At 62.5% G+C, this 24,677-nt stretch carries 27 protein-coding genes and 2 tRNA genes; 14 read left to right on the top strand and 15 right to left on the bottom strand.

Translation table 11 applies throughout. From position 1 onward, the window contains the following. Position 1 precedes the first annotated feature (1 nt). Together NKI24_RS03735 and NKI24_RS03730 are read right to left on the bottom strand one after the other, a co-directional pair. On the bottom strand, positions 2-1,189 hold the full coding sequence (locus tag NKI24_RS03735) for an amino acid ABC transporter permease (RefSeq protein WP_352452783.1): 1,188 nt from the start codon (positions 1,187-1,189) through the stop codon (positions 2-4). A gap of 63 nt (positions 1,190-1,252) precedes the next feature. Beyond that, complete coding sequence (locus NKI24_RS03730; protein ID WP_254820740.1) at positions 1,253-2,281, bottom strand: amino acid ABC transporter substrate-binding protein; 1,029 nt, start codon at positions 2,279-2,281, stop codon at positions 1,253-1,255. A gap of 427 nt (positions 2,282-2,708) precedes the next feature. Here NKI24_RS03730 and NKI24_RS03725 point away from each other — a divergent pair, with 427 nt between their 5' ends. From NKI24_RS03725 to NKI24_RS03710, 4 genes are all read left to right on the top strand, one after another. Continuing rightward, entirely contained in the window at positions 2,709-3,878 is a 1,170-nt protein-coding gene (locus tag NKI24_RS03725; protein WP_352743417.1) for a cystathionine beta-lyase, read from the top strand. A 252-nt stretch (positions 3,879-4,130) separates the two neighbouring features. Further along, entirely contained in the window at positions 4,131-4,802 is a 672-nt protein-coding gene (locus NKI24_RS03720) for an RNA polymerase sigma factor (protein ID WP_023677637.1), read from the top strand. 104 nt (positions 4,803-4,906) lie between these two features. Continuing rightward, a complete protein-coding gene (locus NKI24_RS03715) occupies positions 4,907-5,431 on the top strand; it encodes a DUF4142 domain-containing protein (protein WP_352615724.1) in 525 nt (174 codons plus the stop codon). Positions 5,432-5,445: 14 nt separating this feature from the next. Next, positions 5,446-5,757: a cupredoxin domain-containing protein gene (locus tag NKI24_RS03710; protein WP_352743500.1), complete on the top strand. Its 312-nt coding sequence runs from the start codon at positions 5,446-5,448 to the stop codon at positions 5,755-5,757. Between the two features lie 107 nt (positions 5,758-5,864). Here the strand turns inward: NKI24_RS03710 and NKI24_RS03705 are convergent, their stop codons facing one another. The 3 genes from NKI24_RS03705 to NKI24_RS03695 all read right to left on the bottom strand — a co-directional run bounded on the left by NKI24_RS03705 (position 5,865) and on the right by NKI24_RS03695 (position 7,583). Further along, entirely contained in the window at positions 5,865-7,085 is a 1,221-nt protein-coding gene (locus tag NKI24_RS03705; protein ID WP_352743416.1) for an anion transporter, read from the bottom strand. A gap of 59 nt (positions 7,086-7,144) precedes the next feature. Further along, positions 7,145-7,221 (bottom strand) — tRNA-Arg (locus tag NKI24_RS03700). Positions 7,222-7,277: 56 nt separating this feature from the next. Continuing rightward, positions 7,278-7,583 (bottom strand): ETC complex I subunit, encoded by a 306-nt coding sequence (locus NKI24_RS03695; protein ID WP_352479279.1) that lies wholly within the window; start codon positions 7,581-7,583, stop codon positions 7,278-7,280. A 159-nt stretch (positions 7,584-7,742) separates the two neighbouring features. Here NKI24_RS03695 and NKI24_RS03690 point away from each other — a divergent pair. Then, a tRNA-Pro gene (locus NKI24_RS03690) sits at positions 7,743-7,819 on the top strand. A gap of 116 nt (positions 7,820-7,935) precedes the next feature. On the opposite strand, the gene NKI24_RS03685 is transcribed toward NKI24_RS03690, so the two are convergent. Continuing rightward, positions 7,936-8,763: an alpha/beta fold hydrolase gene (locus NKI24_RS03685; protein ID WP_352743414.1), complete on the bottom strand. Its 828-nt coding sequence runs from the start codon at positions 8,761-8,763 to the stop codon at positions 7,936-7,938. 131 nt (positions 8,764-8,894) lie between these two features. Between NKI24_RS03685 and NKI24_RS03680 the strand changes: the two genes are divergently transcribed. Then, entirely contained in the window at positions 8,895-9,896 is a 1,002-nt protein-coding gene (locus NKI24_RS03680; protein WP_352743412.1) for a GlxA family transcriptional regulator, read from the top strand. A 200-nt stretch (positions 9,897-10,096) separates the two neighbouring features. Here the strand turns inward: NKI24_RS03680 and hdaA are convergent, their stop codons facing one another. From hdaA to NKI24_RS03665, 3 genes are read right to left on the bottom strand one after another with little or no spacing between them, the layout of a single operon-like run. Next, complete coding sequence (gene hdaA / locus NKI24_RS03675; RefSeq protein WP_352472673.1) at positions 10,097-10,798, bottom strand: DnaA regulatory inactivator HdaA; 702 nt, start codon at positions 10,796-10,798, stop codon at positions 10,097-10,099. Between the two features lie 5 nt (positions 10,799-10,803). Next, positions 10,804-12,045 carry an AI-2E family transporter gene (locus NKI24_RS03670; RefSeq protein WP_352743410.1) on the bottom strand — a complete coding sequence of 414 codons (1,242 nt, stop codon included), beginning with the start codon at positions 12,043-12,045 and terminating at the stop codon, positions 10,804-10,806. Next, positions 12,017-12,574, bottom strand: a complete 558-nt coding sequence (locus NKI24_RS03665; protein ID WP_352743497.1) for a CDP-alcohol phosphatidyltransferase family protein — start codon at positions 12,572-12,574, stop codon at positions 12,017-12,019. The genes NKI24_RS03670 and NKI24_RS03665 overlap by 29 nt, the downstream gene beginning before the upstream one ends. A 198-nt stretch (positions 12,575-12,772) precedes the next feature. On the opposite strand from NKI24_RS03665, the gene NKI24_RS03660 reads away from it, so the two are divergent. After that, on the top strand, positions 12,773-13,423 hold the full coding sequence (locus NKI24_RS03660) for a glutathione S-transferase family protein (protein ID WP_352452979.1): 651 nt from the start codon (positions 12,773-12,775) through the stop codon (positions 13,421-13,423). Positions 13,424-13,517: 94 nt separating this feature from the next. On the opposite strand, the gene NKI24_RS03655 is transcribed toward NKI24_RS03660, so the two are convergent. Beyond that, on the bottom strand, positions 13,518-13,970 hold the full coding sequence (locus NKI24_RS03655) for a hypothetical protein (protein ID WP_352743408.1): 453 nt from the start codon (positions 13,968-13,970) through the stop codon (positions 13,518-13,520). A gap of 355 nt (positions 13,971-14,325) precedes the next feature. Between NKI24_RS03655 and NKI24_RS03650 the strand changes: the two genes are divergently transcribed. From NKI24_RS03650 to NKI24_RS03620, 7 genes are all read left to right on the top strand, one after another. Beyond that, positions 14,326-14,733, top strand: a complete 408-nt coding sequence (locus NKI24_RS03650) for a hypothetical protein (RefSeq protein WP_352743406.1) — start codon at positions 14,326-14,328, stop codon at positions 14,731-14,733. A 111-nt stretch (positions 14,734-14,844) separates the two neighbouring features. Then, on the top strand, positions 14,845-15,909 hold the full coding sequence (gene purM / locus NKI24_RS03645; RefSeq protein ID WP_352743404.1) for a phosphoribosylformylglycinamidine cyclo-ligase: 1,065 nt from the start codon (positions 14,845-14,847) through the stop codon (positions 15,907-15,909). After that, complete coding sequence (gene purN / locus NKI24_RS03640) at positions 15,906-16,613, top strand: phosphoribosylglycinamide formyltransferase (RefSeq protein WP_352743402.1); 708 nt, start codon at positions 15,906-15,908, stop codon at positions 16,611-16,613. The genes purM and purN overlap by 4 nt, the downstream gene beginning before the upstream one ends. A gap of 59 nt (positions 16,614-16,672) precedes the next feature. Continuing rightward, positions 16,673-16,960 carry a type II toxin-antitoxin system ParD family antitoxin gene (locus tag NKI24_RS03635; RefSeq protein ID WP_352743400.1) on the top strand — a complete coding sequence of 96 codons (288 nt, stop codon included), beginning with the start codon at positions 16,673-16,675 and terminating at the stop codon, positions 16,958-16,960. After that, entirely contained in the window at positions 16,953-17,246 is a 294-nt protein-coding gene (locus NKI24_RS03630) for a type II toxin-antitoxin system RelE/ParE family toxin (RefSeq protein WP_352743398.1), read from the top strand. The genes NKI24_RS03635 and NKI24_RS03630 overlap by 8 nt, the downstream gene beginning before the upstream one ends. Positions 17,247-17,264: 18 nt before the next feature. Further along, positions 17,265-17,468, top strand: coding sequence for a hypothetical protein (locus tag NKI24_RS03625; protein WP_352743396.1), 204 nt, complete (start codon positions 17,265-17,267; stop codon positions 17,466-17,468). Positions 17,469-17,606: 138 nt separating this feature from the next. Then, the gene (locus NKI24_RS03620) at positions 17,607-18,122 is read left to right on the top strand and encodes a SixA phosphatase family protein (protein ID WP_352743394.1); all 516 of its coding nucleotides are present in this window, start codon (positions 17,607-17,609) and stop codon (positions 18,120-18,122) included. Between the two features lie 109 nt (positions 18,123-18,231). Here the strand turns inward: NKI24_RS03620 and NKI24_RS03615 are convergent, their stop codons facing one another. The 5 genes from NKI24_RS03615 to NKI24_RS03595 form a co-directional block, all read right to left on the bottom strand. Next, positions 18,232-18,504, bottom strand: coding sequence for a DUF680 domain-containing protein (locus NKI24_RS03615; RefSeq protein ID WP_352743392.1), 273 nt, complete (start codon positions 18,502-18,504; stop codon positions 18,232-18,234). 276 nt (positions 18,505-18,780) lie between these two features. Then, on the bottom strand, positions 18,781-19,017 hold the full coding sequence (locus NKI24_RS03610; protein WP_352743390.1) for a DUF680 domain-containing protein: 237 nt from the start codon (positions 19,015-19,017) through the stop codon (positions 18,781-18,783). Between the two features lie 378 nt (positions 19,018-19,395). Further along, positions 19,396-21,618: a cation:proton antiporter domain-containing protein gene (locus NKI24_RS03605; RefSeq protein WP_502901428.1), complete on the bottom strand. Its 2,223-nt coding sequence runs from the start codon at positions 21,616-21,618 to the stop codon at positions 19,396-19,398. A gap of 170 nt (positions 21,619-21,788) precedes the next feature. Then, on the bottom strand, positions 21,789-22,487 hold the full coding sequence (locus NKI24_RS03600; protein WP_352743386.1) for a DUF2270 domain-containing protein: 699 nt from the start codon (positions 22,485-22,487) through the stop codon (positions 21,789-21,791). Positions 22,488-22,543: 56 nt separating this feature from the next. Then, the gene (locus NKI24_RS03595) at positions 22,544-24,652 is read right to left on the bottom strand and encodes a molybdopterin-containing oxidoreductase family protein (RefSeq protein ID WP_352743385.1); all 2,109 of its coding nucleotides are present in this window, start codon (positions 24,650-24,652) and stop codon (positions 22,544-22,546) included. Positions 24,653-24,677: the final 25 nt, after the last annotated feature.

Here is a 24,677-nt window from a genome sequence, read left to right as displayed (position 1 = left end):
CCTACCTCTCCACCAGCGCCATCCTGGCATTGACGACGTTCATGATCGCCGACGTGATCAGGCTGAGCGCGAGATAGACAGCCATCATGATCACCACGCCTTCGACCGCCTGCCCGGTCTGGTTCAAGACAGTGCCGGCAGTCGCCGTCAGGTCCGGATAGCCGATGGCGATGGCGAGCGAAGAGTTCTTGGTCAGGTTCAGATACTGGCTGGTCAGCGGCGGAATAACGATGCGCATCGCCTGCGGCACGACGACAAGCCTGAGGATCGATCCCGAGCGCAGCCCGAGTGCCGCGGCCGCCTCGGTCTGGCCCGTGCTGACGCCCCTGATGCCGGCGCGCACGATCTCGGCGATGAAGGCGGCCGTATAGCAGGACAACGCCAGATAGAGTGACAGGAACTCCGGTCTGACCTGAAAGCCACCGACCAGGTTGAAAGTCGATTGTTTCGGGAATTCGAAGCTCAGAGGAAAGCCGCTCAGCGCGTAGGCCAGCAGCGGCAGGCCGACGATCAACGCTATGGATGTCCAGAGCACCGGGAACGGCTGACCCGTCGCCATCTGCCGCTGCCGCGCCTTGCGGGCGACGAACCAGGCCATGGCAATGCCGAGGAGCAGGGCGACCAGGATCAGCCAGGAGCCCTCGCCCCAGACAGCGCGCGGAAAATAGAAGCCGCGCTGGTTGAGAAAGGAGCCGAACGGCAAATTAATGCTCTCGCGCGGCGGCGGCAGCACGGCGAGCACGCCGGAATACCAGAAGAAGATGACCAGCAGCGGCGGGATGTTGCGGAAGACCTCGACATAGACCGTGCAGATCTTCCTGATCAGCCAGTTGCGCGACAGTCGGCCGATGCCGACGATGAAACCGATGATGGTGGCGGTGATAATGCCGACGACGGCCACGATCACGGTGTTGATGAAGCCGACCAGGATGGCTCGGAAATAAGTCGAATCCGACGAATAAGCGATGGCGCTTTCGCTGATGTCGAAGCCGGCGCGGCCCTTGAGAAAGCCGAAGCCGGAAGCGATGTGCAAGCGCGTCAGATTGACGATGACGTTGTGGGTAACCCACCAGACCCCCGCTACCAGCAGGACGAGGACCAACGCTTGAAAGAATATACCGCGGACACGAGGATCATTGATGAAGGAACCGCGGCTTGGCTCCTCGCGAAGAACTTCCTGCGATGCCATTCGACAGTCCCCTGGAAAGAGAGACCGGAAGGCAGACGATCTGCCTTCCGGATCCATTTTCGATCAGCGGATCGGCGGAGCGTATTGCAGACCACCCTTGGTCCACAGCGCGTTGATGCCGCGCGCGATCTTCAGCGGACTGCCCGAGCCGACATTGCGCTCGAACATCTCGCCGTAATTGCCGACGGCCTTGACGATGTTGACGACCCAGTCGTTGGAGACGCCGAGATCGGTGCCGATCTTGGTGTCGGCTTCCTGGCCGAGCACGCGCTTGATCTCGGGACTGTCCGAGTTCTTCATCTCGTCGACATTGGCCTTGGTGATGCCGAGTTCCTCGGCGTCGAGCAACGCGAAATAGGTCCACTTGACGATGTGGTACCATTGGTCGTCGCCCTGGCGTACAGCCGGCCCAAGCGGTTCCTTGGAGATGATCTCGGGCAACACGACGTGGTCGGCCGGCGCACCGAGCGTCAGGCGGATGCCATAGAGGCCCGATTGGTCGGTGGTGTATACGTCGCAGCGGCCGGCGTCATAGGCGGCGTTAACCTCTTCCAGCTTTTCGAAGACGACAGGATTGTACTCCATCTTGTTCGACTTGAAATAGTCGGCAAGGTTGAGCTCGGTCGTGGTGCCGCTCTGCACGCAGACCGCCGCGCCCGAAAGTTGCAGCGCCGAATTCACGCCCGGTAGCTTCTTGGCGTTGATCATGAAGCCCTGGCCGTCATAATAAGTCGTGCCGATGAAGTTCAGGCCGAGTGCGGTGTCGCGATTGATGGTCCAGGTGGTGTTGCGCGACAGGATGTCGATCTCGCCCGACTGCAGAGCGGTAAACCGCTCCTTGGCGCTGAGCGGCGTAAACTTCACCTTGGTGCCATCGCCGAACACGGCGGCCGCCACAGCGCGACAGAAGTCCGCGTCGATGCCTTGCCACTCACCCTTGTCGTCCGGCGCCGAGAAGCCGGCCAGACCGGTCGAGACGCCGCATTGGATGAAGCCCTTCGCCTTGACATCGTCGAGCGTGGCCGCCGAAGCCGCCGAAGCCGCGAATCCAAACGCGGCGGCGCCCAAAACGCCGATTGCAATGTGTTTCATGACCCACAGACCCTTTTCTGTTTTTTCCAGGCGAACCTGACTTTTTCCCGTGTGAACGCAGCTATGTATCCCGGCCCATTACCGGAATCCCGCATCGTAACCGACGCGCTGCCTCCCATTCACGAACAACATCGAAGGCGATTATTCCTGTGAGGTCAAGGGAAATGACCAAATCCGAAAGACTTTGAAAACCAACCGCCTGAAATGCCTGAAATTGCAGACAAACGCGCTCGCAAATTGGTCAGCGCGCCAATAAAGCCGGCAAAGTCGGACCGTGACTTGCCAAGCGCACCTGGCAGCCGTCCAGAGGATCTACGGCGCATTGCTGAATTGGCATATTCAAGACCTTGGCCTGGCGAGTGCGGTGCGGTTGCGCGGCCAATGCCGCCGCACTATGGCTAACGACTTACTCATGGGATAAAAAGCAATGGCAAAAGACGGCAGCGAGATGGGCATCAACACGCGGCTCGCCCATTCCGGCAACAACCCGCATGACTATTTCGGCTTCGTCAATCCGCCGGTCGTGCATGCCTCGACCGTGCTCTATCCCAATGCCGCGACAATGGCGGCGCGCAGCCAGAAATACACCTACGGCACGCGCGGCACCCCGACCACCGATGCGCTGACCAGCGCCATCGATGCGCTGGAAGGCTCCGCCGGCACGGTCGCGGTGCCGTCCGGCCTGGCGGCCGTGGTGCTGCCGCTGCTCGCCTTCCTGTCGGCCGGCGATCATCTGCTGATCGTCGATTCCGTGTATCATCCGACCCGCAATTTCGCCGACACGATGCTGAAGCGGCTGGGCATCGAGGTCGAATATTACGAGCCCCGCATCGGCGCCGGCATTGCGGCGCTGCTCAGGCCCAACACCAAGGTGGTACTCACCGAATCGCCGGCCTCCAACACCTTCGAGGTGCAGGACATACCGGCCATCGCCAAGGCAGCACACGCCGTCGGCGCCATCGTCATGATGGACAACACCTGGGCGACGCCGCTCTACTTTCGCCCGCTCGACCACGGCGTCGACATCTCGATCCACGCGGCGACGAAATACCCGGCCGGCCATTCCGACGTGCTGCTCGGCACCGTGTCGGCCAATGCGGACTGCTGGAAGCAGCTTTGCGAGACGTTCAACACGATGGGCTGCTGCGCGGGGCCGGACGACGTCTACCAGGTGCTGCGCGGCCTGCGCACCATGGGCGTGCGGCTGGAGCACCATCAAAAGAGCGCGCTTGCCCTCGCCGGCTGGCTGGAGGGCCAGCCGGGCGTGGCGCAGGTGCTGTATCCGGCGCTGCCCAGCCATCCCGACCATGATCTTTGGAAGCGCGACTTTTGCGGATCGAGCGGCATCTTCTCGATCGTTCTTGCGGGCGGTGGACAAAAGCAGCAGCACGCCTTCCTCGACGCGTTGAAGTTTTTCGGCCTCGGCTATTCCTGGGGCGGCTATGAGAGCCTTGCCGTGCCGGTATTCCTTGGCGACCGCACCATCGCCAAGGGCCCGTATGACGGGCCGCTGGTGCGCCTGCAGATCGGGCTTGAGGATGTCGGGGATTTGAAGGCCGACCTGGCGCGCGGGCTGGCGGCGGCCGCTGAGGCCTGAGCCAGCACCTTTCCAGACTGAGTCAGGAAATCGGCGTAACAGCCTGGAAAAATTGCGATCCTGAGCGATGTCATGGCGACCGATCAGCCGATGACACGGCGTCTACAAAATAGAGACGCCGGTGTGGTGGAGGCGTTAGAATAGCCTCTGCCGGCGCTTGAAACGGATCGAGGCCGGCCAGCGGATTGGTCGGGAACCTTTTGTCGGCCGATTCATCCAATGTCCGATGAGAAGCCTATCAGGAGATCGGCCATGCCTGCTGCGTTGACGGCAACGCCCGCCGCTTCCGGTGACATGCAGCTTGTCGGCCGCGCGCTGGCACGTGATGGCGATGCATTCCGCACCATCATCAAGACGCACAACCAAAGGCTCTACCGCATCGCCCGAGGCGTCGTGCGTAACGACAGCGAGGCCGAGGACATCGTCCAGGAGGCCTATGTCAGCGCCTTTGCCCATCTCGAGGCCTTTCGCGGCGATGCCTCGCTCGCCACGTGGCTATCGCGTATCGTCATCAACGAAGCGCTCGGCCGCTTGCGCAAAAGGCGGCGAATGGTAGCGATGCCTGAAAACCCGCAAGCCGAAATCATCCGGTTTCCCCTCAACCCGAGCGACGATCCGGAGCGGACGATGGCGCAACGGCAGATCCTTGAGCTTGTCGAACGGGCAACCGACAGTCTTCCCGATGTCTACCGGATGGTGTTCGTGGCGCGCGTCATCGAGGGATTGAGCATCGAGGAAACCGCCGAACTGCTTGGCGTGCGACCAGAAACCATCAAGACCCGGCTGCACCGCGCCCGCGCGCTGGTGCGCAAGGCGCTGGACGACCAGATCGGCCCGGTGCTGCTCGACGCCTTTCCCTTCGCGGGCCGGCGCTGCGAACGGCTGACCAATGCCGTGATGCAGCGGCTTGGTCTTTCCGGATAGGCCGCGCCGATTTTCGCGGGAACGTTTGGCGGCGACCTGCATCCAATGAGCATCACTGAAAACGAAGCCCGATGCAGTTCCGCGTCGGGGCGAAGGAGAGCATCATGTTTATTCGATCGACCACGGCACTGGCCGCATTTTTCCTGCTTAGCGCAGCGCCCTTGTCGCAAGCTGCCGACAAACCGACCGATCCGCAGATCGCACATATCGCCTACACAGCAGGCGTGCTTGACGTCGAGGCGGCCAAGCAGGCGCTGAAGAAATCGAAGAACAAGGAGGTCGTGGATTTCGCCAAGGACATGGTGCGAGATCACGAGGCGGTCAACAAACAGGCTCTCGACCTGGTCAAGAAGCTCAAGGTCACGCCTGAGGATAATCCGACCAGCAAGGCGCTGACCAAGGCAGCGGCCGAGGAACGTGCCAAGCTTGCCAAGCTCAAGGGTGCGGCGTTCGACAAGGCCTATGTCGCCAGCGAGGTGGCCTATCACAAGCAGGTCAATGGCGCGCTCGAAACACTGTTGATTCCGTCGGCCAGCAATGCCGAGCTGAAAAGCCTGCTGGAAACCGGCCTGAAAATATTCCAGGGCCACGAACAGCACGCCGAACACGTCGCCGGCATGCTGAAGTGAGGATTGGGCCAATGATGTCGAGGCGGCATCTGTGGGTTGCGCTGGCATTGGCCATGGGTGCCGCGCCGGCCAAGGCCGAAACCATCGAGGTGACGATCGAGAAGCTTGTGTTTTCGCCGGCAAAGATCGAGGCGAAGGTCGGCGACACGATCAGGTGGGTAAACAAGGACGTGTTCGCCCACACGGCAACCGTCAACGGCGCCTGGGAAGTGATGATCCCGCCGAAGAAGGCGGCGAGCCTGACGGTGAAGAAGGCGGAATCGGTCGATTATTTCTGCCGCTTCCATCCCAACATGAGAGGCCATCTGACGGTGACATCGCCCTGACTGGCTGATGCATGCCGCGCAAAGGTGTGCAGCGGTTTTGCGATAACGACATGCATAAAAAAGAGCCTAAAGCGCGTCGCATGAGGCCGGTCTAATGCGACGCGCTTTTAGGCTGCCAGCCATGCCGTCCCTACAAGAAGCGTGACCAGCGTCAACGGCAGGCCGACCTTGAAGAAGGCGATGAAGCCCAGCGGTTTGCCGGAGACCCGCGCGTGCTCGGCAACGATCAGATTGGCGACCGAGCCGAGCAGCGTGAAATTGCCGGCCAGCGTCGAGCTCATGGCGACGACCAGCCAGGCCCGCTCGGGGTTTTCCAGTCCGGGCACGAACGGCTTCAGCGCCAGCACGGCCGGGACATTGCTCATGATGTTGGATAGCACTGCGGTGAAGCCGGACAGCCGCCAGACATCATTCAGCCCGAGGTCCTTTGCCGAGGCGACGATGTCGGGCGTCAGCAGCGTCTTCTCCGCCCCGGCGACGACGATGAACAGCCCGGCGAACATGAACAGCAGCGGCCCATCAATCTCGCGATAGATGCGCTCAGGTTTGATGGCGCGGGTCAAAAGAAGAATGGCGCCGCCGATCAGCGCTGCCTTGGCGACTGGAACGCCGGCGAAGAAGGCGATCGCCAAACCGACACAGACGACCACCGCCTTCACCACCTGCCCCGGCAGCATGCGGCCGCGATAGACTTCGGGGCTGAGCTCGGCCTTGCGCGAAAATTCGGCGCGGTAGACGATGCGGATGATGACGATGACGGCGACGAGGCCGAACGCCGCGACCGGCGCCAGCGCCGCCGAAAAGGCCGGGTAGGAAATCCGCGACAGCGCGCCGATGACCATATTCTGCGGATTGCCGGTGATGGTCGCGACACTGCCGCAATTGGATGCGGTCGCCGTGGCGATCAAGTAGGGAACCGGGTTGCGGTTGATGACGCGGGTGACATGGACGACAATCGGCGCCATGACCAGGCAGATGGCGTCGTTGACCAGGAACGCCGAGAGGACGCCGGTCAACAGCGTCACCATCACCAGCAGCATGAATGGCGCATGGGCGTGCTCGATGGCGAACCCACCGAGCGCGCGAAAGGCGCCCGACACTTTCAGATGCGCCACGACGATCATCATGCCGAGCAGAAGCGTGATGGTGTCGAAGCTGATGGCGCGGTAGGCGTCTTCCATGTCGAGCGCGCCGATGGCGATCATCGCCGCACCGCCGAGCAGCGCGATGCCTGCCCGGTCGAGGCGCAGCCCGGGTATCCTGCCGATTGCGACGCCGGCATAGGTCAGGACAAGGATCAGCAGTGCCGCCGCGCCCATCGCTGTCATGTGTTGGAAATCCTGTGCGACTGGCGAGTGAACCTGTCCGGAATGGACCCTGAAATTATTGGCGATCCCGACAGGATTCGAACCTGTGACCATCGGCTTAGAAGGCCGGTGCTCTATCCAGCTGAGCTACGGGACCGCTGGCCGGCCGCACGACCGGCTGATTTGTTGGGCGCCGGCAGGGCCGGCATAGGATCAATGCGTCCAGGGTGTCCTGCGGTCATAGCGGAAATTCTCCGCATAGGAAATCTGGCGGCGTTTGATTTCCTTCGGCTCCTCGACGCGGAAAGCCAGCCCTTCCTTCTCGGCATAGGCAACCGCCTCTTCCCTGGTGTCGAAGGTCAGCCTGATCTGGCTTCGCATGTCGCCGGACGTGGTGTAGCCCATCAGCGGATCGATCTTCTTGCGCTGCTCCGGATCGAATTCCAGCACCCAATGGCCGGTCTTGGCCTTGCCGGACTGCATCGCGGTTTTGGCTGGGCTGAAAATGCGGGCTGACATGACCACCTCATTGCTGGTTGCAAGCACACGACCTCGAAACCAGACTACTATTCCCGGGTCATGCACTCACCCGTCATTACTGCGCAATGCCGCCGGCAGCAAGGCCGATGGTTTTTGCGCTTGCTTTGGTGGGCCGAAATCACTAGGCAACAGACCGTTCGGAGTGTAGCGCAGCCTGGTAGCGCATCTGGTTTGGGACCAGAGGGTCGGGAGTTCGAATCTCTCCACTCCGACCATTCATCACGCGAAATCTCGTCGGCAGCGCAAGCGGATCACGCTTGAACCTATCGGCATGCTCAAGCGACCGACGGACAGCACGGATCTCCGCGCTGCCCGTCAGAGGCTCCAGCCGTCAGCCCTGGATGAAGGCCAGCAGATCCGGATTGATGATCTCCGGATGGGTGGTGCACATGCCGTGCGGCAGGCCTTTGTAGACCTTGAGCGTGCCATGTTTCACCAGCTTGGCCGCAAGCAGCGCGGAGTCGGCAATCGGCACGATCTGGTCGTCGTCGCCATGCATGATCAGGACGGGGGCCTCGATCTTCCTGAGGTCATCGGTGAAGTCGGTCTCCGAGAACGCCTTGATGCAATCGTAATGGGCCTTGGCTCCACCCATCATGCCCTGGCGCCACCAATTGTCGACAGCCCCTGGCGAGACCTTGGCGCCGGCGCGGTTGAAGCCATAGAACGGGCCGGCCGGCACGTCCCTGTAGAACTGGGCGCGGTTGGCGACCAAAGCGGCGCGAAAGCCGTCGAAGACCTCGATCGGCAGGCCACCCGGATTGCTGTCGGTCTTGACCATAATCGGCGGCACGGCGCCGATCAGCACCGCCTTGGCAACACGGCCGCCGCCGCCATAAAGCGCGACGTAACGCGCCACCTCGCCGCCACCGGTCGAGTGGCCGATGTGGATCGCATCCCTGAGATCGAGATGCTCCGCCAGCGCCGCAACATCGGCGGCGTAGGTGTCCATCTCGTTGCCGGTCGCGGTCTGCGACGAGCGGCCGTGGCCGCGGCGGTCATGGGCGATGACGCGGTAGCCCTTTTCGAGGAAGAACAGCATCTGGTTGTCCCAATCGTCTGAGCTCAGCGGCCAGCCGTGATGGAACACGATCGGCTGGCCCTTGCCCCAATCCTTGTAGAAAATCTCGGCGCCGTCATGGGTGGTGAATGTGCTCATCGTCCTACTCCTTGATGGAAAAGTCGGGGGGTAACAGGGAAGCTTTTAGCCCCCTTCAGCTAGACAAATTATAACAGTGCGGCCAGGGTGAGCATTGGCAAAACGGACAATCAACGTGGCAAAACTGACAAATGACGGCTGCGCGTGATCTGATCGAAATCGGCCTTGTCTTGTATCCCGGCGTGCAGGAAGCAGCCGTGCTCGGCCTGACCGATCTTTTCATGCTGGCAAACCGGCTGGCTGTCGAGCGGTCGCCCGAGGCGGCGAGGCTTCGCGTCAGTCATTGGCAATTGGAGGACGCGGGCCACACCGTAGTCCGCACCTTCGACAGCGACCCCGGCGCCGACAATGAACCAGCCATGGTTATCCTCCCGCCGACCTTGGGAGATCCGATCGCTCGGGAAGCAGCCGCGCCCTATGCCGGCTGGCTCAGGGACCGTCATGCGGCAGGCGCGACACTCGGTTCGGTCTGTGCCGGCGCTTTCGTGCTTGCCGAAACCGGCCTGTTGTCCGGCCGTGCGGCGACGACGCACTGGGCTTATCGCGACGCGCTGGCGCTGCGCTTTCCAGACATCCTGCTCGACGCCGACAGGCTGGTCATCGACGATGCCGATATCATCACCGCCGGCGGCTACATGGCCTGGACCGACCTCGGCCTCAAGCTCGTGGACAGGGTGCTCGGGTCAACCGTGATGATGGACACGGCGCGTTTCATGCTGGTCGACCCGCCGGGCCGCGAGCAACGTTTTTACAGTCCGTTTGCGCCGCGACTGACCCATGGCGATGAAGCGATTCTCAAGGTGCAGCACTGGCTGCAGGCGAACGGCGCCCGCGACGTGACGCTTGGCGCTATGGCAGAGCATGCCGGGCTGGAGGAGCGGACTTTTCTGCGGCGCTTCCGCAGCGCCACCGGCCTCAAGCCGACCGAATATTGTCAGCACCTGCGCGTCGGCAAGGCGCGCGAGATGCTGGAAACTACGATGCGGTCGATCGACCAGATCGCCTGGGAGATCGGCTATGACGATCCCGGCTCGTTCCGCAAAGTATTCGCCAGGATAACCGGCCTGGTACCCGGCGACTATCGCAAGCGCTTTGGCACGGAACGAGCGGTGATTGCAGGCGGAGAGAGCTGAGGCCAGCCGCGCAATGGCGCTATCGATTCGATGCTGCCAAAGGCAAGCTCGCCGGGCGAGAACCCCAACCACCCATCTCCCGGCGAGCCTACTACCTGATTTGATACGCAATCAGGACCGGGATTAGCCGGCAAGCTGTCAGGTGCAAGACAGATGCCAGGTTTTGTTCTCGAAATGGGACAGTGGCGGAACTGGAATCGTCAAATCTCGAACTCGCCCTGCCCTTCATCCATGGCGCTGACGGTCTCGGCGGCGAGCGCGCGGGTGATCGGCGTCTTGCGCTCGAGCGCGGTGCGGTCGAGCCGTTCGACCACCCGCATGGCAGTGGCCAGCGAGCGCTCGATGCGGCGCACCAGATATTGCACGACATGCGGCTCGACCTCGACCTGGCGGTCGGCGAACAGCTTTGTGATGACGCCGGCCAGCAGAAGATCGTCGGGTTCGTGGATCTCGACGGTCGCCGCCGCCTTCAGCCGCGACGCCAGGTCGGGCAGCCTGACGCCCCAGGCGGACGGGAAGCGCCGCGCCGTCAACAGCAAGCTCGAGCCGGCGCCGCGCACCGCGTTGATCAGGTGGAAGAGGCCGTGCTCATCGATCGGGCCGGCATCGACATCGTCGATCAGGGCCGGATGCGCGCCGAGATTTTCGATGCAGTCGCCGATGCGGCCGGCCTCCACTTTCACCGCGTCGGCGCGGGTCCGCCAGATCGAGGCCAGATGGGTTTTCCCCGAGCCGGCCGGCCCGGCCAGCACAACGACCGGCGACGGCCAGTCCGGCCAGCGGTCGACAAGCGCCGCCGCCTGGCTGTTGGTGCTGGAGACGACGAGCTCGTCGCGCGAATAGCCGGTGCCGTGGCCTAGATCGAGCGGCAATTGACGCGGCGGATCGATCTTGTCCGGCATCTGGCTCAACCGCGCGCGCCCCCGCGGCGGCGCACCTGCAGCGGCGGCACCGGCTCGTCGGCGTGGCCCTTGTAGAGCGGCGATTCGAGATAGCGGGCGATGGCGAAGCGCACCAGAACGGCAACGGCGGCGGAAGCCGGAACGGCGATCAGCAGGCCGACGAAGCCGAACAGCGCGCCGAAGGCAAACAGCGCAAACATCAGCCATACCGGATGCAGGCCAACGCTTTTGCCGACCAGCCTTGGCTGCAGGATGTTGCCCTCGATGAACTGGCCGACGAAGAACACACCGGCCACCGCTGCGATCATGGTCCAGTCCGGCCAGAACTGGACGAAGGCGACGCCGACGGCCAGCACCAGGCCGGTCAGCGAGCCGACATAGGGGATGAAGGAGATCAGCCCGGCGAACAGACCGATGAGGATGCCGAAATTCAGGCCCGTCAGTGTCAGGCCGGTGGCATACATGGCGCCCAGCACCAGGCACAGCGTGCCCTGGCCGCGCACGAAGCCGGCGGTCGCCGTGTTGATGTCCCTGGCGATCGTCCTGACGGTCTTGACATAGTCGCGCGGCACCCAGCTGTCGACGATTGCCACCATACGGTCCCAGTCGAGCAGCATGTAGAAGGCGACGACCGGCGTCACCACGAACAGGCTGACCACCGAGACCAGCGCCACGCCGGAGCTCCAGATCGAGGTGAACACAGTGGTCAGGAGGCCGAAGCCGGAGGTCAGCAGCGAGTTCAGGCCTTCGCGCAGGCCGTTGGCGTCGACGCCGAATTTCTCTTCCAGCCATTTCGGGTCGAAGCTGGTGATCAGGCCCTGCAGCCGGGTCAGATAGTCCGGCAGCTTGCTGGCGAAATCAGCCATCTGCGAGGCGAGCACCGGAACCAGGATGACGAAGGCCAGCACCAGGACGACGATAAAGGCGATGAGGATGACCACCGTCGCCATCAGCCTGGACAGGCCAAGCCGCTCCAGCCGGTCGGCGACAGGGTCGAGGAAATAGGCGAGCACCATGCCGGCGACGAACGGCAGAAGGATGCCGCTGAAGACATAGAGGAAGACGGCGAGGATGATGGCGCTGATCAGCCAGAAGCGTATCTGGCGGCGAAACGACGCCGACGCCGCAGCCTCCGCTGCCGCGGCTTCGGCCTCGGCGTCGATGGACCGTTCGTCAGGTGCCCGGTGTTCGGGTGCCCGGTGGTCAGGTGCCCCGTGTTCAGGTGCCGGGTGTGGAGCCTTCGCCATAGCCGCTCATATGCCTCAGCCAAGCCACGAGATAGGCCGCGGCCGAAGCCACGGTCAAGACCCCGGACAGCAATATGAGGGCCGGCCTCAGCGGATCGAGACGGATGTCGAAGGCGAGTTCGCCCAACACCACTGCCGCCAGCACGATCTGGATCGCGGTGTTGGCCTTCGACACCAGGAGCGGCTTCATCTCGACCGGATGCGCCATGACGGTGGATAAAAGCACGGCGCAGACGATCAGTGCGTCGCGCGACACCACGGTAACGACCAGCCACAGCGGCAGTTCGCCGCTGAAGCCCAGGACCACGAAAACCGAGACCAGCAGCAGCTTGTCGGCCATCGGATCGAGATAGGCGCCGAGCCTGGAAAACTGGTTGAAATGGCGGGCGATGAAGCCGTCGACGCCGTCGGAAATGCCGGCAATGAGGAAGCCCGCAAAGGCCCAGTCCCAGCGGTCCTGCAGCATGGCCAGCACCACGGCCGGCACCAGCACGAAGCGCATGATCGTGATCATGTTGGGGATGGTCAAACGCATATCCCGTCGCTCTTGTTTGCCGATACATGATGGAGATGGAGGGTTACGGCAAGTGAGAAGCGACACAGAAGCTGCCAATCCCCCACGAGCGCGCCAGCAATGAAATAGGTCAAGACCGATGTCGATTTCGGGGAGGCTCATTCGTCTCACGATAGCAAGCCGAGGAATTCGCCCAGCAAGGAAACGGACGCGATGACAATCACTATCACAGCATTTGAACGATCGCCCGATGGCGGCAAGGGACTGGCGCGCGATACGCGCGTTCGCTGGGCGCTCGAAGAAGTGGGGCAGCCGTATGAGGTTCGTCTTGTTTCCTTCGCAGAAATGAAGGCGCCTGGCCATCTGGCCATCCATCCCTTCGGCCAGATCCCCACCTATGAGGAAGGTTCTCTCTCGCTGTTCGAAACCGGCTCGATCGTCTTTCACCTTGCTGAGCAGCATGCGGGATTGCTGCCGAAGGATCGCAATGCCCGCGCGCGTGCGATCACGTGGATGTTTGCCGCACTTAACACCGTCGAGCCGCCGATCCTCGAATTAACGACGGCAAGAATATTCGAACGTGACAAGCCTTGGAGCGAGGAGCGCTTGCCGTTGGTAAAGGACCGTGTTCGCGCTCGGCTGGACAAACTCTCGGCCCACTTGGGCGTCGCCGACTGGCTCGATGATACGTTCAGCGCAGGCGATTTATTGATGGTATCGGTGCTGCTGCGACTAAGAATGTCAGGCATTTTGGACGAATATCAAAACTTGGCTGCCTATGTAGCGCGCGGGGAAGCTCGGCCGGCTTATATCCGGGCTTTCGCCGCGCAATTTGCAATCAACGCAGAGGTGCGTGAAGAATAGCCAGCGTTGAACTAACCAAATGGAAGCGAGCCCGAAGCGCGCTATCCTTTGGCCGTTAGGAAACAAGGCGCGCTGTGGATGGACTAATAGGCCGCTAGCAAGGCACGATGCGCAACAGAGAGGGAGTGGAACCTTGTCTTTGGCCGTTGGCGAAGCGCGTAAGTATCTCGATACATTCATGACGGGACATGGCTTTCGCCGCATCCGGAAAGGCGTCTTCGAAGTCGACCGGGGCGACGATATCAGCCTGATTCTCGAAGAGGCCTTTACTGCAAGCTATGGCGATGTTCATTTGAACATGCTCGTTTACCTGGACTTTCTTACCGTCAGGCCGTTGCTTGAAAGGCTGTACGGCAAAAAATGGATCTGGCCCGGACTGTCGCAGTTTCATCCTGAAACGATATTTAACAATGAGCTGAAAGCTTATGCTCGTTACTTCGAGCACCTTGACCAGACGAGCATAGACAGGTTGCTGGGGAAATATGTCGAGCTGGCGCGACGGATCAGCGCTCAGAACCCGGACCTCGCCAGTTACGTCGCCGGACATAGCGAGTTGCTCGACAAACCTTACGAATTCACACAGCCCTTCGCAGTTCGAATTCCTCGCGCTGATTGCCTGCGAAATCGAACTTGGGCACTACGAGCGGGTAAAGCAGGCTGTGCACTGGATTCGAACGAACAATGGCGGAATAGCGCTGAGCGGCTACGCCAAGGCACAACTCGACCGCGTCGACATGGTTCTGGCGGAACGAGAGAGGCGTCCATAAGGGGGGCAGCTTGGGCGACTGTCCACTCCTTTGTCGAGCCAAGACCGTCTGATCCCGCCGTCATCCTTGCGAGGTGCGGCCGTTCATGCGAAGAGCCCGTGAAGCGACAGCCTATTTCCCCACTGCTGAATGACGATGGCGCAGAGAATCACAATCGCTTGGCGAGTAACGCTTTGTTATCTGGCCGGACTGACAGAAAGTCTTTTGGTCTTCGCATTTTTCGGAGCCCCGCACCGCAAGGTGGCGACGCAAGATCTCCTGTGGGCCTTCGCTCTTGAGCTGGCCGTGGGCGTGGTCGTCTTTTGGCCCGTCTGGCTGACGGCTGCGGTCGTGGCGTTCCTGTTCGCGCGGTCGGTCGTTGTAAATCCAGGTCTGTGGGCTGCCGCGGCGGCTTTGCTCGCCGCCGGCTTCTCGTATGGAACTCAGCCCTTCGACGGTGAGATCAGGTCTCTTGCCACCGTCGGTGGCCTCGCCGCAATTCTGGCAGGGATTTCTTTTTACTGTTGGAGTGTATCATGCCCGGTTCCCGCGGCATCCAACTGAAAACACCATTAATCGCGCGCTTGCCTTGCGGGGCAAAACCGTTCATGCGAAGAGCCCGCACGCGAGTGAAAACAGCGACAGGCAAGCGCAACAGATGAGCAGGCGCCGGAAATGAGCAAGCGCAAGAACGGGCTCACCTATGCCGAAGCGGGCGTCGACATCGATGCCGGCAACCTCATGGTCGAGAAGATCAAGCCGCTGGTGCGCGCCACCCGCCGGCCGGGCGCCGATGGCGAGATCGGCGGCTTCGGCGGCCTGTTCGACCTCAAGGCAGCCGGCTTCATCGATCCGGTGCTGGTCGCCGCCAATGACGGCGTCGGCACCAAGCTGAAGATCGCCATCGACGCCGGCAAGCATGACACGATTGGCATCGACCTGGTCGCCATGTGCGTCAACGACATCGTCGTGCAGGGCGCCGAGCCGCTGTTCTTCCTCGACTATTTCGCCACCGGCAAGCTCGATCCCGAGCAGGGTGCTTCGATCGTCGGCGGCATCGCCGAGGGCTGCCGGCAGGCCGGTTGCGCGCTGATCGGCGGCGAGACGGCGGAAATGCCCGGCATGTATCACGACAAGGATTATGACCTTGCCGGCTTTGCCGTCGGTGCCGCCGAACGCGGCCAGCTGCTGCCGACCGACGACATCGTCGAAGGCGACGTGCTGCTCGGCCTTGCCTCCTCGGGCCTGCATTCGAACGGCTTTTCGCTGGTCCGCCGCATCGTCGCGGTAAGCGGCCTTGGCTGGGGCGATCCGGCGCCGTTCAATGACGAGGCGACGCTGGCCGAGGCGCTGCTCGAGCCGACGCGCATCTACGTCAAGTCGATCCTCAAGGCGATCCGCAACACGCATGGCATCAAGGCGCTGGCCCATATCACCGGCGGCGGCTTTCCCGAAAATATCCCGCGCGTTCTGCCCAAGGATTTTTCGGCCGAGCTCGATCTCGGCGCCATCGAGGTACCGCCGGTGTTCTCATGGCTGGCCAAGACCGGCGGCGTCGCGCCGGAAGAGATGATGCGGACCTTCAATTGCGGCATCGGCATGATCCTGGTCGTCGCCTCCGGCCAGGCGGCGCAGGTCGCTGCCGTTCTGCAGGAGGCCGGCGAGACGGTGACGCCGATCGGCCAGATCGTGCCGCGCCGCGATGCCGGCGTCATCTATCGGGGCTCGATTGGCCTATGACCAGGAAACGGACGGTCGTACTGATCTCGGGGCGCGGCTCCAACATGACGGCGCTGGTTGCGGCGGCGAGCAACCCGGCCTATCCGGCCGAGATCGTCGGCGTCATCTCCGACCGCGCCAATGCCGCCGGCCTTGGCATCGCCGCGGCGCGCGGCATCGCCACCAGAGTGATTTCGCGCTCCGACTATGCCAGCAAGCAAGCGCATGACGAGGCGATCGATGCGGCCCTCTTGTCGTTCGGCGCCGAGATCGTCGCGCTGGCCGGCTATATGCGCATCCTCGGCGCGCGCTTCGTAGAGAAGTGGCAGGGCCGCATGATCAATATCCACCCTGCCCTGCTGCCTGCCTTCAAGGGGCTGGATACGCATGCGCGGGCCCTCCGCGCAGGCATGCGCATCCATGGCTGCACGGTGCATTTCGTCACGCTCGACATGGATGACGGGCCGATCATCGCCCAGGCCGCCGTGCCGGTGATGGTCGGCGACAATGAGGACACGCTGGCCGCGCGCGTGCTCAAGGCCGAGCACCAGCTCTATCCGCTGGCGCTGGGGCTGGTCGCCGAAGGCAAGGCGCGAATGGAAGGCGGCCGCACGGTGTTTTCGCGCTTCGCCGACGATGCCGACAACGCCACGTCGGTGGTGATCGCGCCCGACCCGATGCGCGAAGAGACCGATCTCGAGCACCTGGCGCGGATAACGCCGTAAGAGTCAGTTCTTGAATTTGGTAGCAAATTTTGCTACCGTTTTCGTGAGGAGACGGCTTGATGGCGACAGTCGAAAAAGTCAGCGTAGCGCTTTCCCCGGAACTGCTGGACATGGTCAAAGGCGCGGTGGCCAGCGGGCAGTACGGTTCGGCAAGTGAAGTGATCCGCGAGGCACTGCGCGAATGGCGGCTTCGCCAGCCCTTGCGCGAGGCCGAAGCGGAGCGGTTGCGGAAAGCCTGGACGGAAGGGCTGGAGAGCGGTCCGTTTGCGCCGTTCGACATCGAGGACATAAAACACAAAGCCCGCAGCCGGTTGGGCAACACCAGCAAAAACCGGCGGAATGGCTGACATCCGCATTGTCCGCAGCCCGGCGGCAGAAGACGACCTGATCGATATTTGGTTTGGCATTGCAAGGGACAACCCGCTTGCCGCGGACCGCTTTTTGGATGCTATTGCCGAGCGCATCGTGCAATTGGGCACATTCCCGGAATCCGGTCCCAAGAGGCCCGACATCGCTGCCGATGCGCGAGCGTTGACGATCGGCAATTATCTCGTGCTTTATCGCCTGGCCGAACAGCGGGTCGAAATCGTCCGCGTCGTGCATGGCGCACGCGATGTCTCGGCATTGTTTTGATAGATTGCGGACAAGCAAATGGACGTTTTCGACAGCGCGATCCGGACAAAGCGTGATCTCGCCGGCGTCTTCGAGTACGACGAGGCGGACGATCCGAAAAGTGCCACGGCATATTTTTATCTCTGTCGGATCGAGGACGGACGAGTAGGTCCCGTCGTCGATGCAATTCACGTTCGATCGGGCGATTGGGCCATCACTGAAGCAGACATTTTGGTCAGATGAGATAAAGATGAACGGCATGTAGGCCTGTTCATCTTTGGTGCGCTTTGGGCGAGTTTTGATACCGCCATGGGCACAAAACATGGCGGCGGCTATGGGAAAGACTTTCAGCCCGACATCCCTTGGACTTGAGTTGAATCCATGAAGCAACTGCTGCTCCTGCGTCACGCCAAGTCGAGTTGGGACGATCCCAACCTCATCGACTTCGACCGGCCGCTGTCCGCGCGCGGGCTGAAGGCAGCGCCGCTGGTCGGCCGCGAACTGGCCCGGCGCGGCTGGCTGCCGGAGTTGGCGCTGGTGTCGCCGGCGCTGCGCACCCGCGACACGTGGCGGCTGGTCTCGGCGGAATTGCCGGCGAAGGTGCAGGCCAAATTTGCCCAGGCGCTTTACGAGGCAGCGGCGGCGGACATCCTCGCCAAGGTGCGGCAAGTGAAGGCGGGGACCGGAACGCTGCTGGTGCTTGGCCACAATCCCGGGTTGGAGGAGTTCGCGCGCGGTCTTGCCGGGGCTGGATCTGATGAAGCGGCGCTGAAAAAACTGGCGGAAAAATACCCCACCGCGGCCCTGGCTCGGTTCGACGTCGATGGCGATTGGGCCGGTCTCACCTTCGGCAGCGCCCGGCTGACGCACTGCATTTGGCCGAAGGATCTTCGCTAGGGACTGCCTGACAGGCCGGGGGACCGCCGACCTTTGACCAAACCCGGCTTCGCACAAACAAAAGCGGCGGGCCAAGCCCGCCGCTCTTCGTGCTCCGGGGTTTGAGGAACTATCGGCCCCAGTTGCCCCGGCCAGATTGGGGCACTATGGGTTGCTCCGCGCCGAACCGGGTCGTCGCCTCGGTGTCGACGGCGTTGTGCTCGGCCGTCAGCGGCTTGCGGATGGAACCGGTAAACCCGCTGTCGATGGTGCCGACAGGCGCGTTGCCAACAGGCGCGGCCGGTTGGTTGACGCCGTCCGAACCATAGTGATCACTGCCTGCAAAGGCGCTGCCCGTGGCGACGAGGACGATGGTGGCGACGGTAAGAGCAGTCTTGGTCATTTCAGGTACTCCAATGTACTGGTCATTCGTGAGTTGTCGTTGCTTTCGACGCATTCGAGATGAGAGCGCTGTCCGCGCCGACGAATACGCACCCGGCCTTTTCCGATGTGCACGTTGCTGGACGATTTCAGCAACCGAGATTGTGGCTACAGATGAAACCTGCAGATCAAAGTATTCGATTGGCGCAGGATGCTATTCGGCGCACACGCCCGTTGATACGCGAAAGCAAGAGTAGCGGGCCAAGCCCGCCGCTCTTTGTGTTGCGGGCCGTGATAATCAGCGGCCCCAGATGCCTTGGCCGGATTCAGGCGCCAGCGACTCGGAGGTTATCTTGGCACCGGTATGCTCGGAAGTAACCGGCTTGCGGATCGAACCGGTGAAGGTGTTGTCGACGTTGGCAGCAGCAGCAGCGGCCGGCTGGTTGACGTTGTCCGAGCCATAATGGTCGCTGCCGGCAAAAGCAGTGCCGGTGGCAACGAGGATGGCGGCGGCGGTAAGAGCGAGCTTGGTCATTTCGGTACTCCGGTAGTTCTTTGGTCTGTCCGTCAAGTGGCGTGCCTCGGGAGGAATTCGCGTCGCTCGGACCACCCCGAGATGGGTCGGCAAGTCTGTCGTTGCCAATCACGAAAATTTTGTGCCGGTGCGCCAAATTGGCCGCTTGAAAATCCGGCATAAGGTCCCTTCTGCCACAATCTTCTGATTTCTTTTCAATTAGTTATGCGGTCAGTGGTGATTTGCCGCGCGAACATTCTTTGAGCCGGCGTTCACCCTTTCCTGTACTCTCTGCTAACGGAACCGAGCCGTTCGGTTCGAGTTCTTTTACGCTTGGCTGATCAGCGCTTTCAGAGGCTCGATCGACATTCCTGCCGACCGATCAATGCGCGGTGAAATTCACGCTGCCAGCTCAGCGCCAGCGGCGTCGTGCTTGGGCCGCGCGCTGGCCAGAAGCACGACCGGGCAGTTGCAGGCGGCTAAAACAGCGCCGGCGGTTTCACCGAAGAACAGGTCCTCACCCGGACGTTGGGTGACGCCCATCACGACGATCGCCGCTCCTTTGGCCGCCTCCCGGGTGATCGCCTTGTCGGGTGTGACGCGGGTATGGAACGCTGTGTCGATATGCAGGCCGTAGCGGCCCGCCAGATCAGCGATGTCTTTCAGGACGGCCTCTTCGCGGCTATGCGACACCGATGTCGACCTGCGGCCCTTGGCTGCCTTTTGCGAGACGTAGAGAACCTTGATCCGCGCCCGGTTTGGACGGGCCAGCGCCAGCGCCAAGTCGGCGGCGCGACGCGCCACCTGGGTACCGTTGACGGGGACGAGAATGCTGGTGCCGGCCCTCAGCGTCGGCATCTTTTCGCCAGCATTGCCGCCGTTCAGGACCAGGCAAAGCGGGCCGTCAAATCCTGCGGCAATGTCGTTGAGGGCCGGCGCGAAGGCGCCATCGGCGGTCAGCACATTGTCCAGGCCGACCAGCAACAGGCCGTATCCCTTGCGGGCCTCTTCGGCGATCGTCTCACCCGTGGCCTCCAATTCGGTGCGGGCCGTCAGGTGGACTTTGTCGACAAGCGTATCTTCGATCCGTTTCACCGCCTGAGCGCTCTTTTTTGCACCCTTCTTGATTTCCTGCAGGGCGCGCTCCTGTCCCTTGCTGTCGGTCGGCCTGTCAACTCGGCCGTCTTTCGGCTGAAGCAAGGTGGTGGGCAGGCGAAGCAAGGTGGTGGGCATGCCGCTGCCTCCGCCGACCAGTCCGGCGAGATATGCAGTGAACTTGCCGATCCTGCTGTCGTCGACCAGCACCAGCAGCCGCTCCAGCCTGGAAATGAAGCCGTATTCGTCCAACGCCTCGCGCTCGACACGCTGCTGCTCGTCGTGCCCAACCGGCAGCCGGCCGAGCGCCCAGCGCAGCATCGGCGGCATGGCCAAGGTGGTGATCACGGCCATGGTCACGATCATGGTGAAGAGATTGTGCGACAGGATGTTCATCGACAGGCCGATGCTGGCGACGATCACCTCGGTCGAGCCGCGTGCGTTCATGGCACTGCCGACGGCGATTGCTTCCTTGAACGACATGGCGGCGAGCTTGGCGCCGATGAAGGCGCCGCCAAACTTGCCGATGCTGGCGATGACCACGAGAGCGCCCGTCAGCATGGCAAGGGTCGGATCGGCGAGCACTGTGAGATCGGCGGAAAGCCCCGCCATGCCGAAGAAGATCGGCATGAACAGCGCGGTGATGACGCCGCGCAGCTGGCCTTCGATATGGCTGGAGAGGATGGGTGATTCACCAACAAGGATGCCGGCGACGAACGCCCCCAGAACGGTATGGACGCCTATCAGATTGGTGATCAGCGCCATCGCTCCCATGATGATGAGGATCATGGTGATCACCGCAAACTCGCTGCGGAATTGATCGTTGGTCCAGCGGATCAAGGTGAAGACAAGACGGCGGCCAATGGTGAAGGAGAACACCATGAACAGTGCCACCGCGGCGATGGTGGTCACCAGCGGCGCGAACTGTAGCTTGCCATTGGTGGCGATGCCGAAGGTTACGGCGATGACCAGCCAGCCGATCGTGTCCTCGATGATTGCCGAGGAAATAATCACCTGTCCGAGGTTGCGGCGCATGAAGTTCATCTCGCGCACCACCATGGCGACGACCTTGACCGACGAGATCGACAGCGCGGTGCCCAGGAACAGCCCGGCAACGGTGCGCTGCGTGGGCTCAGCCAGCAATGCGTCCGGCAGGAACTGCGCCAGCGCGAAACCGAAGATGAAGGGCACCACGACGCCGGTAGCCGAAATGGAAAAACAGGCCGCGCCAACCCGGCGCACCAGCCGCAGGTCCGTCTCCATGCCGGTCAGCAAAAGCAGCATCAGGATGCCGAGCTGCGAGACGGCGTCGATCATGCCCTTTTGCGCAGGATCACTGGGAAAGATCAGGTGCTGGGCCGACGGCCACAGCCAGCCGAACAGCGAAGGACCGAGCAGGATGCCGCCGATCAGTTGGCCCATGATTGCCGGCTGGCCATAACGCTGCAGCACTTCGCCCAGGCCGCGCCCGACAAGCAGCAGAAGCACGATCTCGGCGACGAAAGCGCCTTCGCCCGAACCACCCATGCCGGAGGCCCGGGTACCGGCAACGAGCGTCTCCGCTGCCCAGGCCGCGCCCGCGGGGACGAAAGCGCAAACCAGCAGTGTCAGGCTGGAACGTGTCGGAGCCTGCCAAGCCATGAAACCCCCATCGCCCAATGCACGTGTCCAACAACGCGCGACACGGCGTTGCGTTGCTAGACGTGGACGTCACCGAAGGAGAGTTCGCCGTCGTCGCTCTCTGTCAGAAAGGCTGTCATCAGCAGGCCTGCATAGAGGACGGCGACCAGCACGACGATGGCGCCACCAGGAACGGGACCCAGGGCAGCACTGGTGACGGCCCCACGCATCGACCCGACGAAGCCGATGCGGACGCCTTCGGTCAGAAGACTGGGGGTCGACAGTTTGAGGATCCAGGCCAGCAGCAGAATCAGCAGCATGTAAATGTAATTGCGACGCAGGCGGCGCGCCAAAGCCACGCGTTGCGAAATCAGGAATTTCGGCGCGCGCAGGCTCTCGCCGACGATCAACAGCCAATCGGACGCGAAGTCCGGCTGCGGCGAGAATATCTGCGCGAAATAGTGCCGTTCGAACTGGCGCACGCGAGCCCGATAGAAGTCGAAGAAGCGATATCGGCGGGCCTCTATCCACAGCAGCAGCAGAACAAGCAGCATGGCAAACAGCAGCACGCCATGGTGAGCGCTGGCTGTCGAAAGCGAAACGGACAGCATGGCCGCGACAACGGTTATCGCCCAGTTGCTCGTCCGGTCCAGGCGGTCACGCCACCCAGCCATGCGCGCAATCTCGGCGCGATGAAAGTGGGACATTGTGGTTACGAGTTCGCCGGACGACAGTGTCCTTCCGATAGGATCCGGCGCCGGCAACACTTCTGCCATGACAATGCCTCCACCCGCCACGCGAAAACGGCCGGATGGAGATATCGTTCCGACGCTCAATCCGCCGGGCGCAGCCAGACCTTGTTGTCGTGGAAGGCCGCGCCGCCATAGGGCGCCGGCGCATCGGCGCCGGTCAGCACGTTGATGCCCTCGCCGCGCTCATGGGCGCTGTTGGGCCAGATGCCTTCGGCGACGACGACGCCGCGCTTGATGCCGTCGAACAGCTTTGCGTGCAGCACCACCTCGCCACGCTGGTTGCCGACCTCGACACGGCCGCCGTCGGCGACGCCGAGTGCCGCCGCATCATCGGGATGCAAGAGCAGCTCCGGCCGGCGCTCTTTTGCCTGCGATACCGGCGTTTCGGCAAAGGTCGAATTGAGGAAATTGCGCGCCGGCGAGGTGGTCAGCCGGAACGGGTGCGCCTCGTCCGCCACTTCGATCAGGTCGACATGGTCGGGGAATTCCGGCAGGCTCGCCACCGGCCCGAACAGGCCCATGCTTTTCGGTGGGCGGTTGGGTGCGGCCTGGCCCGTCCAGTCGGCGCGAAAATGGAACTTCTTGTCGGCATGGCCGAAGCCGTCGAGGAAATGCGCGGCCTCGAAATCCGGCTGCAAATCGACCCATTTCTGCTCTTCCAGGCTCGAAAAGCTGCCCAGCCCGCGCTTGCCCAGGATGATATCGATATGCTGCTGCTCGGTCATGCCGAAGCCCGGACGGTCGGCGACACCGAGCCTCTTGCCGAGCTCCTCGATGACGAAATGGTTGGTGCGCGGGCCTTCCGGCGGGTCGATCAGCTTCGGCCCGAGTGTGATGTGCTGGTTGCCGCCACCCTTGTAGACGTCGTCATGCTCGAGAAACATCGTCGCCGGCAGGACCACATCGGCGAGCTTGGCGGTGTCGGTCATGAACTGCTCGTGCACGCAGGAAAACAGATCGTCGCGCAGAAAACCTTGCTTCACCAGCCGCTGCTCCGGCGCGACATTGACCGGATTGGTGTTCTGGATCAGCAGCGCCGTCACCGGCGGGCCGCCATAGAGCGCATCCTCAGCCCCGGTCAGCACCGGGCCGATCCGCGAATGATCGAGATGACGGATCGCGGGGTCGCGCATCCGTGTGCCTTCGAGCAGTTCCTGGTTGAGCTTGAAGATGCCCGAATTGGAATGGAAGGCGCCGCCGCCCTCATATTGCCAGCAGCCGGTAACCGCCGCGATCGAGGCCGCGGCGTGCATGTTGACCGAACCGTTGCGCTGCCGCGAAAAACCGTAGCCGAGGCGGAAGTAGGTCTTCTTCGTCGTGCCGACGAGACGGGCGAAGGTCTCGATTTCGTCGACGGAAAGCCCGGTGATATCAGCGGCCCATTGCGGCGTCTTTGTGCTGAGATGCGCTTCCAGACCGTGCGGATCGTCGGTGTATTGTTCCAGATAGGCGCGGTCGGCCATGTCGTCACGGAACAGCACGTGCATCACCGCGCAGGCCAGCGCGCCGTCTGTGCCGGGCTTCAGCACCAGGCCGAGATCGGCCTGCTTCATCGTTGCATTTTCGTAGACGTCGATGACGACGATCTTGGCGCAGCGTTCCTTGCGCGCCTTGATGGCGTGGGTCATGACGTTGACCTGCGTGACCACGGCGTTGGTGCCCCAGATCACCACGCAGTCGGACTTTGCCATTTCGCGCGGGTCGGGGCCGCGCAGCGCGCCGGCGCCCATCATCCAGCCGGTCCAGGCCAGATTGGTGCAGATCGAACCGAAGAAGCCGGAGTATTTTTTGGCGTGCCTGAGCCGCTCTATGCCGTCGCGCTGCACCAGCCCCATCGTGCCGGCATAGTAATAGGGCCAGACCGTCTCCGAGCCGTATTTTGCCTCCGCCGCGATGAATTTTTCAGCGACCAGATCGAGCGCCGCCTCCCAGCTCGCTTCCTTCCAGGCGCCGTCGCCCTTGGCGCCGGCCCGCACCAGCGGCTTCAGCAGGCGGTCGGGATGATGGACGCGATCGGCGTAACGGGCGACCTTGGCGCAGATGACGCCGGCCGTATAGCTGTTGGCCTTGGCGCCATGGACGCGGCCAATGCGCCTGGCGTCGAGCAACTCGACCTCGAGCGCGCAGGTCGACGGGCAATCATGCGGACAGGCCGAATGGCCGATTCTGAGCTTCGCGTGCTGATTCATGGGAGCAAACTAGTCGTTTATGGCG

The sequence above is a fragment of the Mesorhizobium sp. M0701 genome (assembly GCF_040320365.1).
Taxonomy (GTDB): Bacteria; Pseudomonadota; Alphaproteobacteria; order Rhizobiales; family Rhizobiaceae; genus Mesorhizobium.
Note: the sequence above shows the minus strand (reverse complement) of the source record. Positions and strands in the feature narration are given on the sequence as shown.

Coding starts and splice junctions, on each gene's coding strand:
- NKI24_RS03735 (WP_352452783.1), bottom strand. CDS start 1,189: ATGGCATCGCAGGAAGTTCTTCGCGAGGAGCCAAGCCGCGGTTCCTTC.
- NKI24_RS03730 (WP_254820740.1), bottom strand. CDS start 2,281: ATGAAACACATTGCAATCGGCGTTTTGGGCGCCGCCGCGTTTGGATTC.
- NKI24_RS03725 (WP_352743417.1), top strand. CDS start 2,709: ATGGCAAAAGACGGCAGCGAGATGGGCATCAACACGCGGCTCGCCCAT.
- NKI24_RS03720 (WP_023677637.1), top strand. CDS start 4,131: ATGCCTGCTGCGTTGACGGCAACGCCCGCCGCTTCCGGTGACATGCAG.
- NKI24_RS03715 (WP_352615724.1), top strand. CDS start 4,907: ATGTTTATTCGATCGACCACGGCACTGGCCGCATTTTTCCTGCTTAGC.
- NKI24_RS03710 (WP_352743500.1), top strand. CDS start 5,446: ATGTCGAGGCGGCATCTGTGGGTTGCGCTGGCATTGGCCATGGGTGCC.
- NKI24_RS03705 (WP_352743416.1), bottom strand. CDS start 7,085: ATGACAGCGATGGGCGCGGCGGCACTGCTGATCCTTGTCCTGACCTAT.
- NKI24_RS03695 (WP_352479279.1), bottom strand. CDS start 7,583: ATGTCAGCCCGCATTTTCAGCCCAGCCAAAACCGCGATGCAGTCCGGC.
- NKI24_RS03685 (WP_352743414.1), bottom strand. CDS start 8,763: ATGAGCACATTCACCACCCATGACGGCGCCGAGATTTTCTACAAGGAT.
- NKI24_RS03680 (WP_352743412.1), top strand. CDS start 8,895: ATGACGGCTGCGCGTGATCTGATCGAAATCGGCCTTGTCTTGTATCCC.
- hdaA (WP_352472673.1), bottom strand. CDS start 10,798: ATGCCGGACAAGATCGATCCGCCGCGTCAATTGCCGCTCGATCTAGGC.
- NKI24_RS03670 (WP_352743410.1), bottom strand. CDS start 12,045: ATGGCGAAGGCTCCACACCCGGCACCTGAACACGGGGCACCTGACCAC.
- NKI24_RS03660 (WP_352452979.1), top strand. CDS start 12,773: ATGACAATCACTATCACAGCATTTGAACGATCGCCCGATGGCGGCAAG.
- NKI24_RS03655 (WP_352743408.1), bottom strand. CDS start 13,970: ATGTCCGGCGACGTAACTGGCGAGGTCCGGGTTCTGAGCGCTGATCCG.
- NKI24_RS03650 (WP_352743406.1), top strand. CDS start 14,326: ATGGCGCAGAGAATCACAATCGCTTGGCGAGTAACGCTTTGTTATCTG.
- purM (WP_352743404.1), top strand. CDS start 14,845: ATGAGCAAGCGCAAGAACGGGCTCACCTATGCCGAAGCGGGCGTCGAC.
- purN (WP_352743402.1), top strand. CDS start 15,906: ATGACCAGGAAACGGACGGTCGTACTGATCTCGGGGCGCGGCTCCAAC.
- NKI24_RS03635 (WP_352743400.1), top strand. CDS start 16,673: ATGGCGACAGTCGAAAAAGTCAGCGTAGCGCTTTCCCCGGAACTGCTG.
- NKI24_RS03630 (WP_352743398.1), top strand. CDS start 16,953: ATGGCTGACATCCGCATTGTCCGCAGCCCGGCGGCAGAAGACGACCTG.
- NKI24_RS03625 (WP_352743396.1), top strand. CDS start 17,265: ATGGACGTTTTCGACAGCGCGATCCGGACAAAGCGTGATCTCGCCGGC.
- NKI24_RS03620 (WP_352743394.1), top strand. CDS start 17,607: ATGAAGCAACTGCTGCTCCTGCGTCACGCCAAGTCGAGTTGGGACGAT.
- NKI24_RS03615 (WP_352743392.1), bottom strand. CDS start 18,504: ATGACCAAGACTGCTCTTACCGTCGCCACCATCGTCCTCGTCGCCACG.
- NKI24_RS03610 (WP_352743390.1), bottom strand. CDS start 19,017: ATGACCAAGCTCGCTCTTACCGCCGCCGCCATCCTCGTTGCCACCGGC.
- NKI24_RS03605 (WP_502901428.1), bottom strand. CDS start 21,618: ATGGGTGGTTCGGGCGAAGGCGCTTTCGTCGCCGAGATCGTGCTTCTG.
- NKI24_RS03600 (WP_352743386.1), bottom strand. CDS start 22,487: ATGGCAGAAGTGTTGCCGGCGCCGGATCCTATCGGAAGGACACTGTCG.
- NKI24_RS03595 (WP_352743385.1), bottom strand. CDS start 24,652: ATGAATCAGCACGCGAAGCTCAGAATCGGCCATTCGGCCTGTCCGCAT.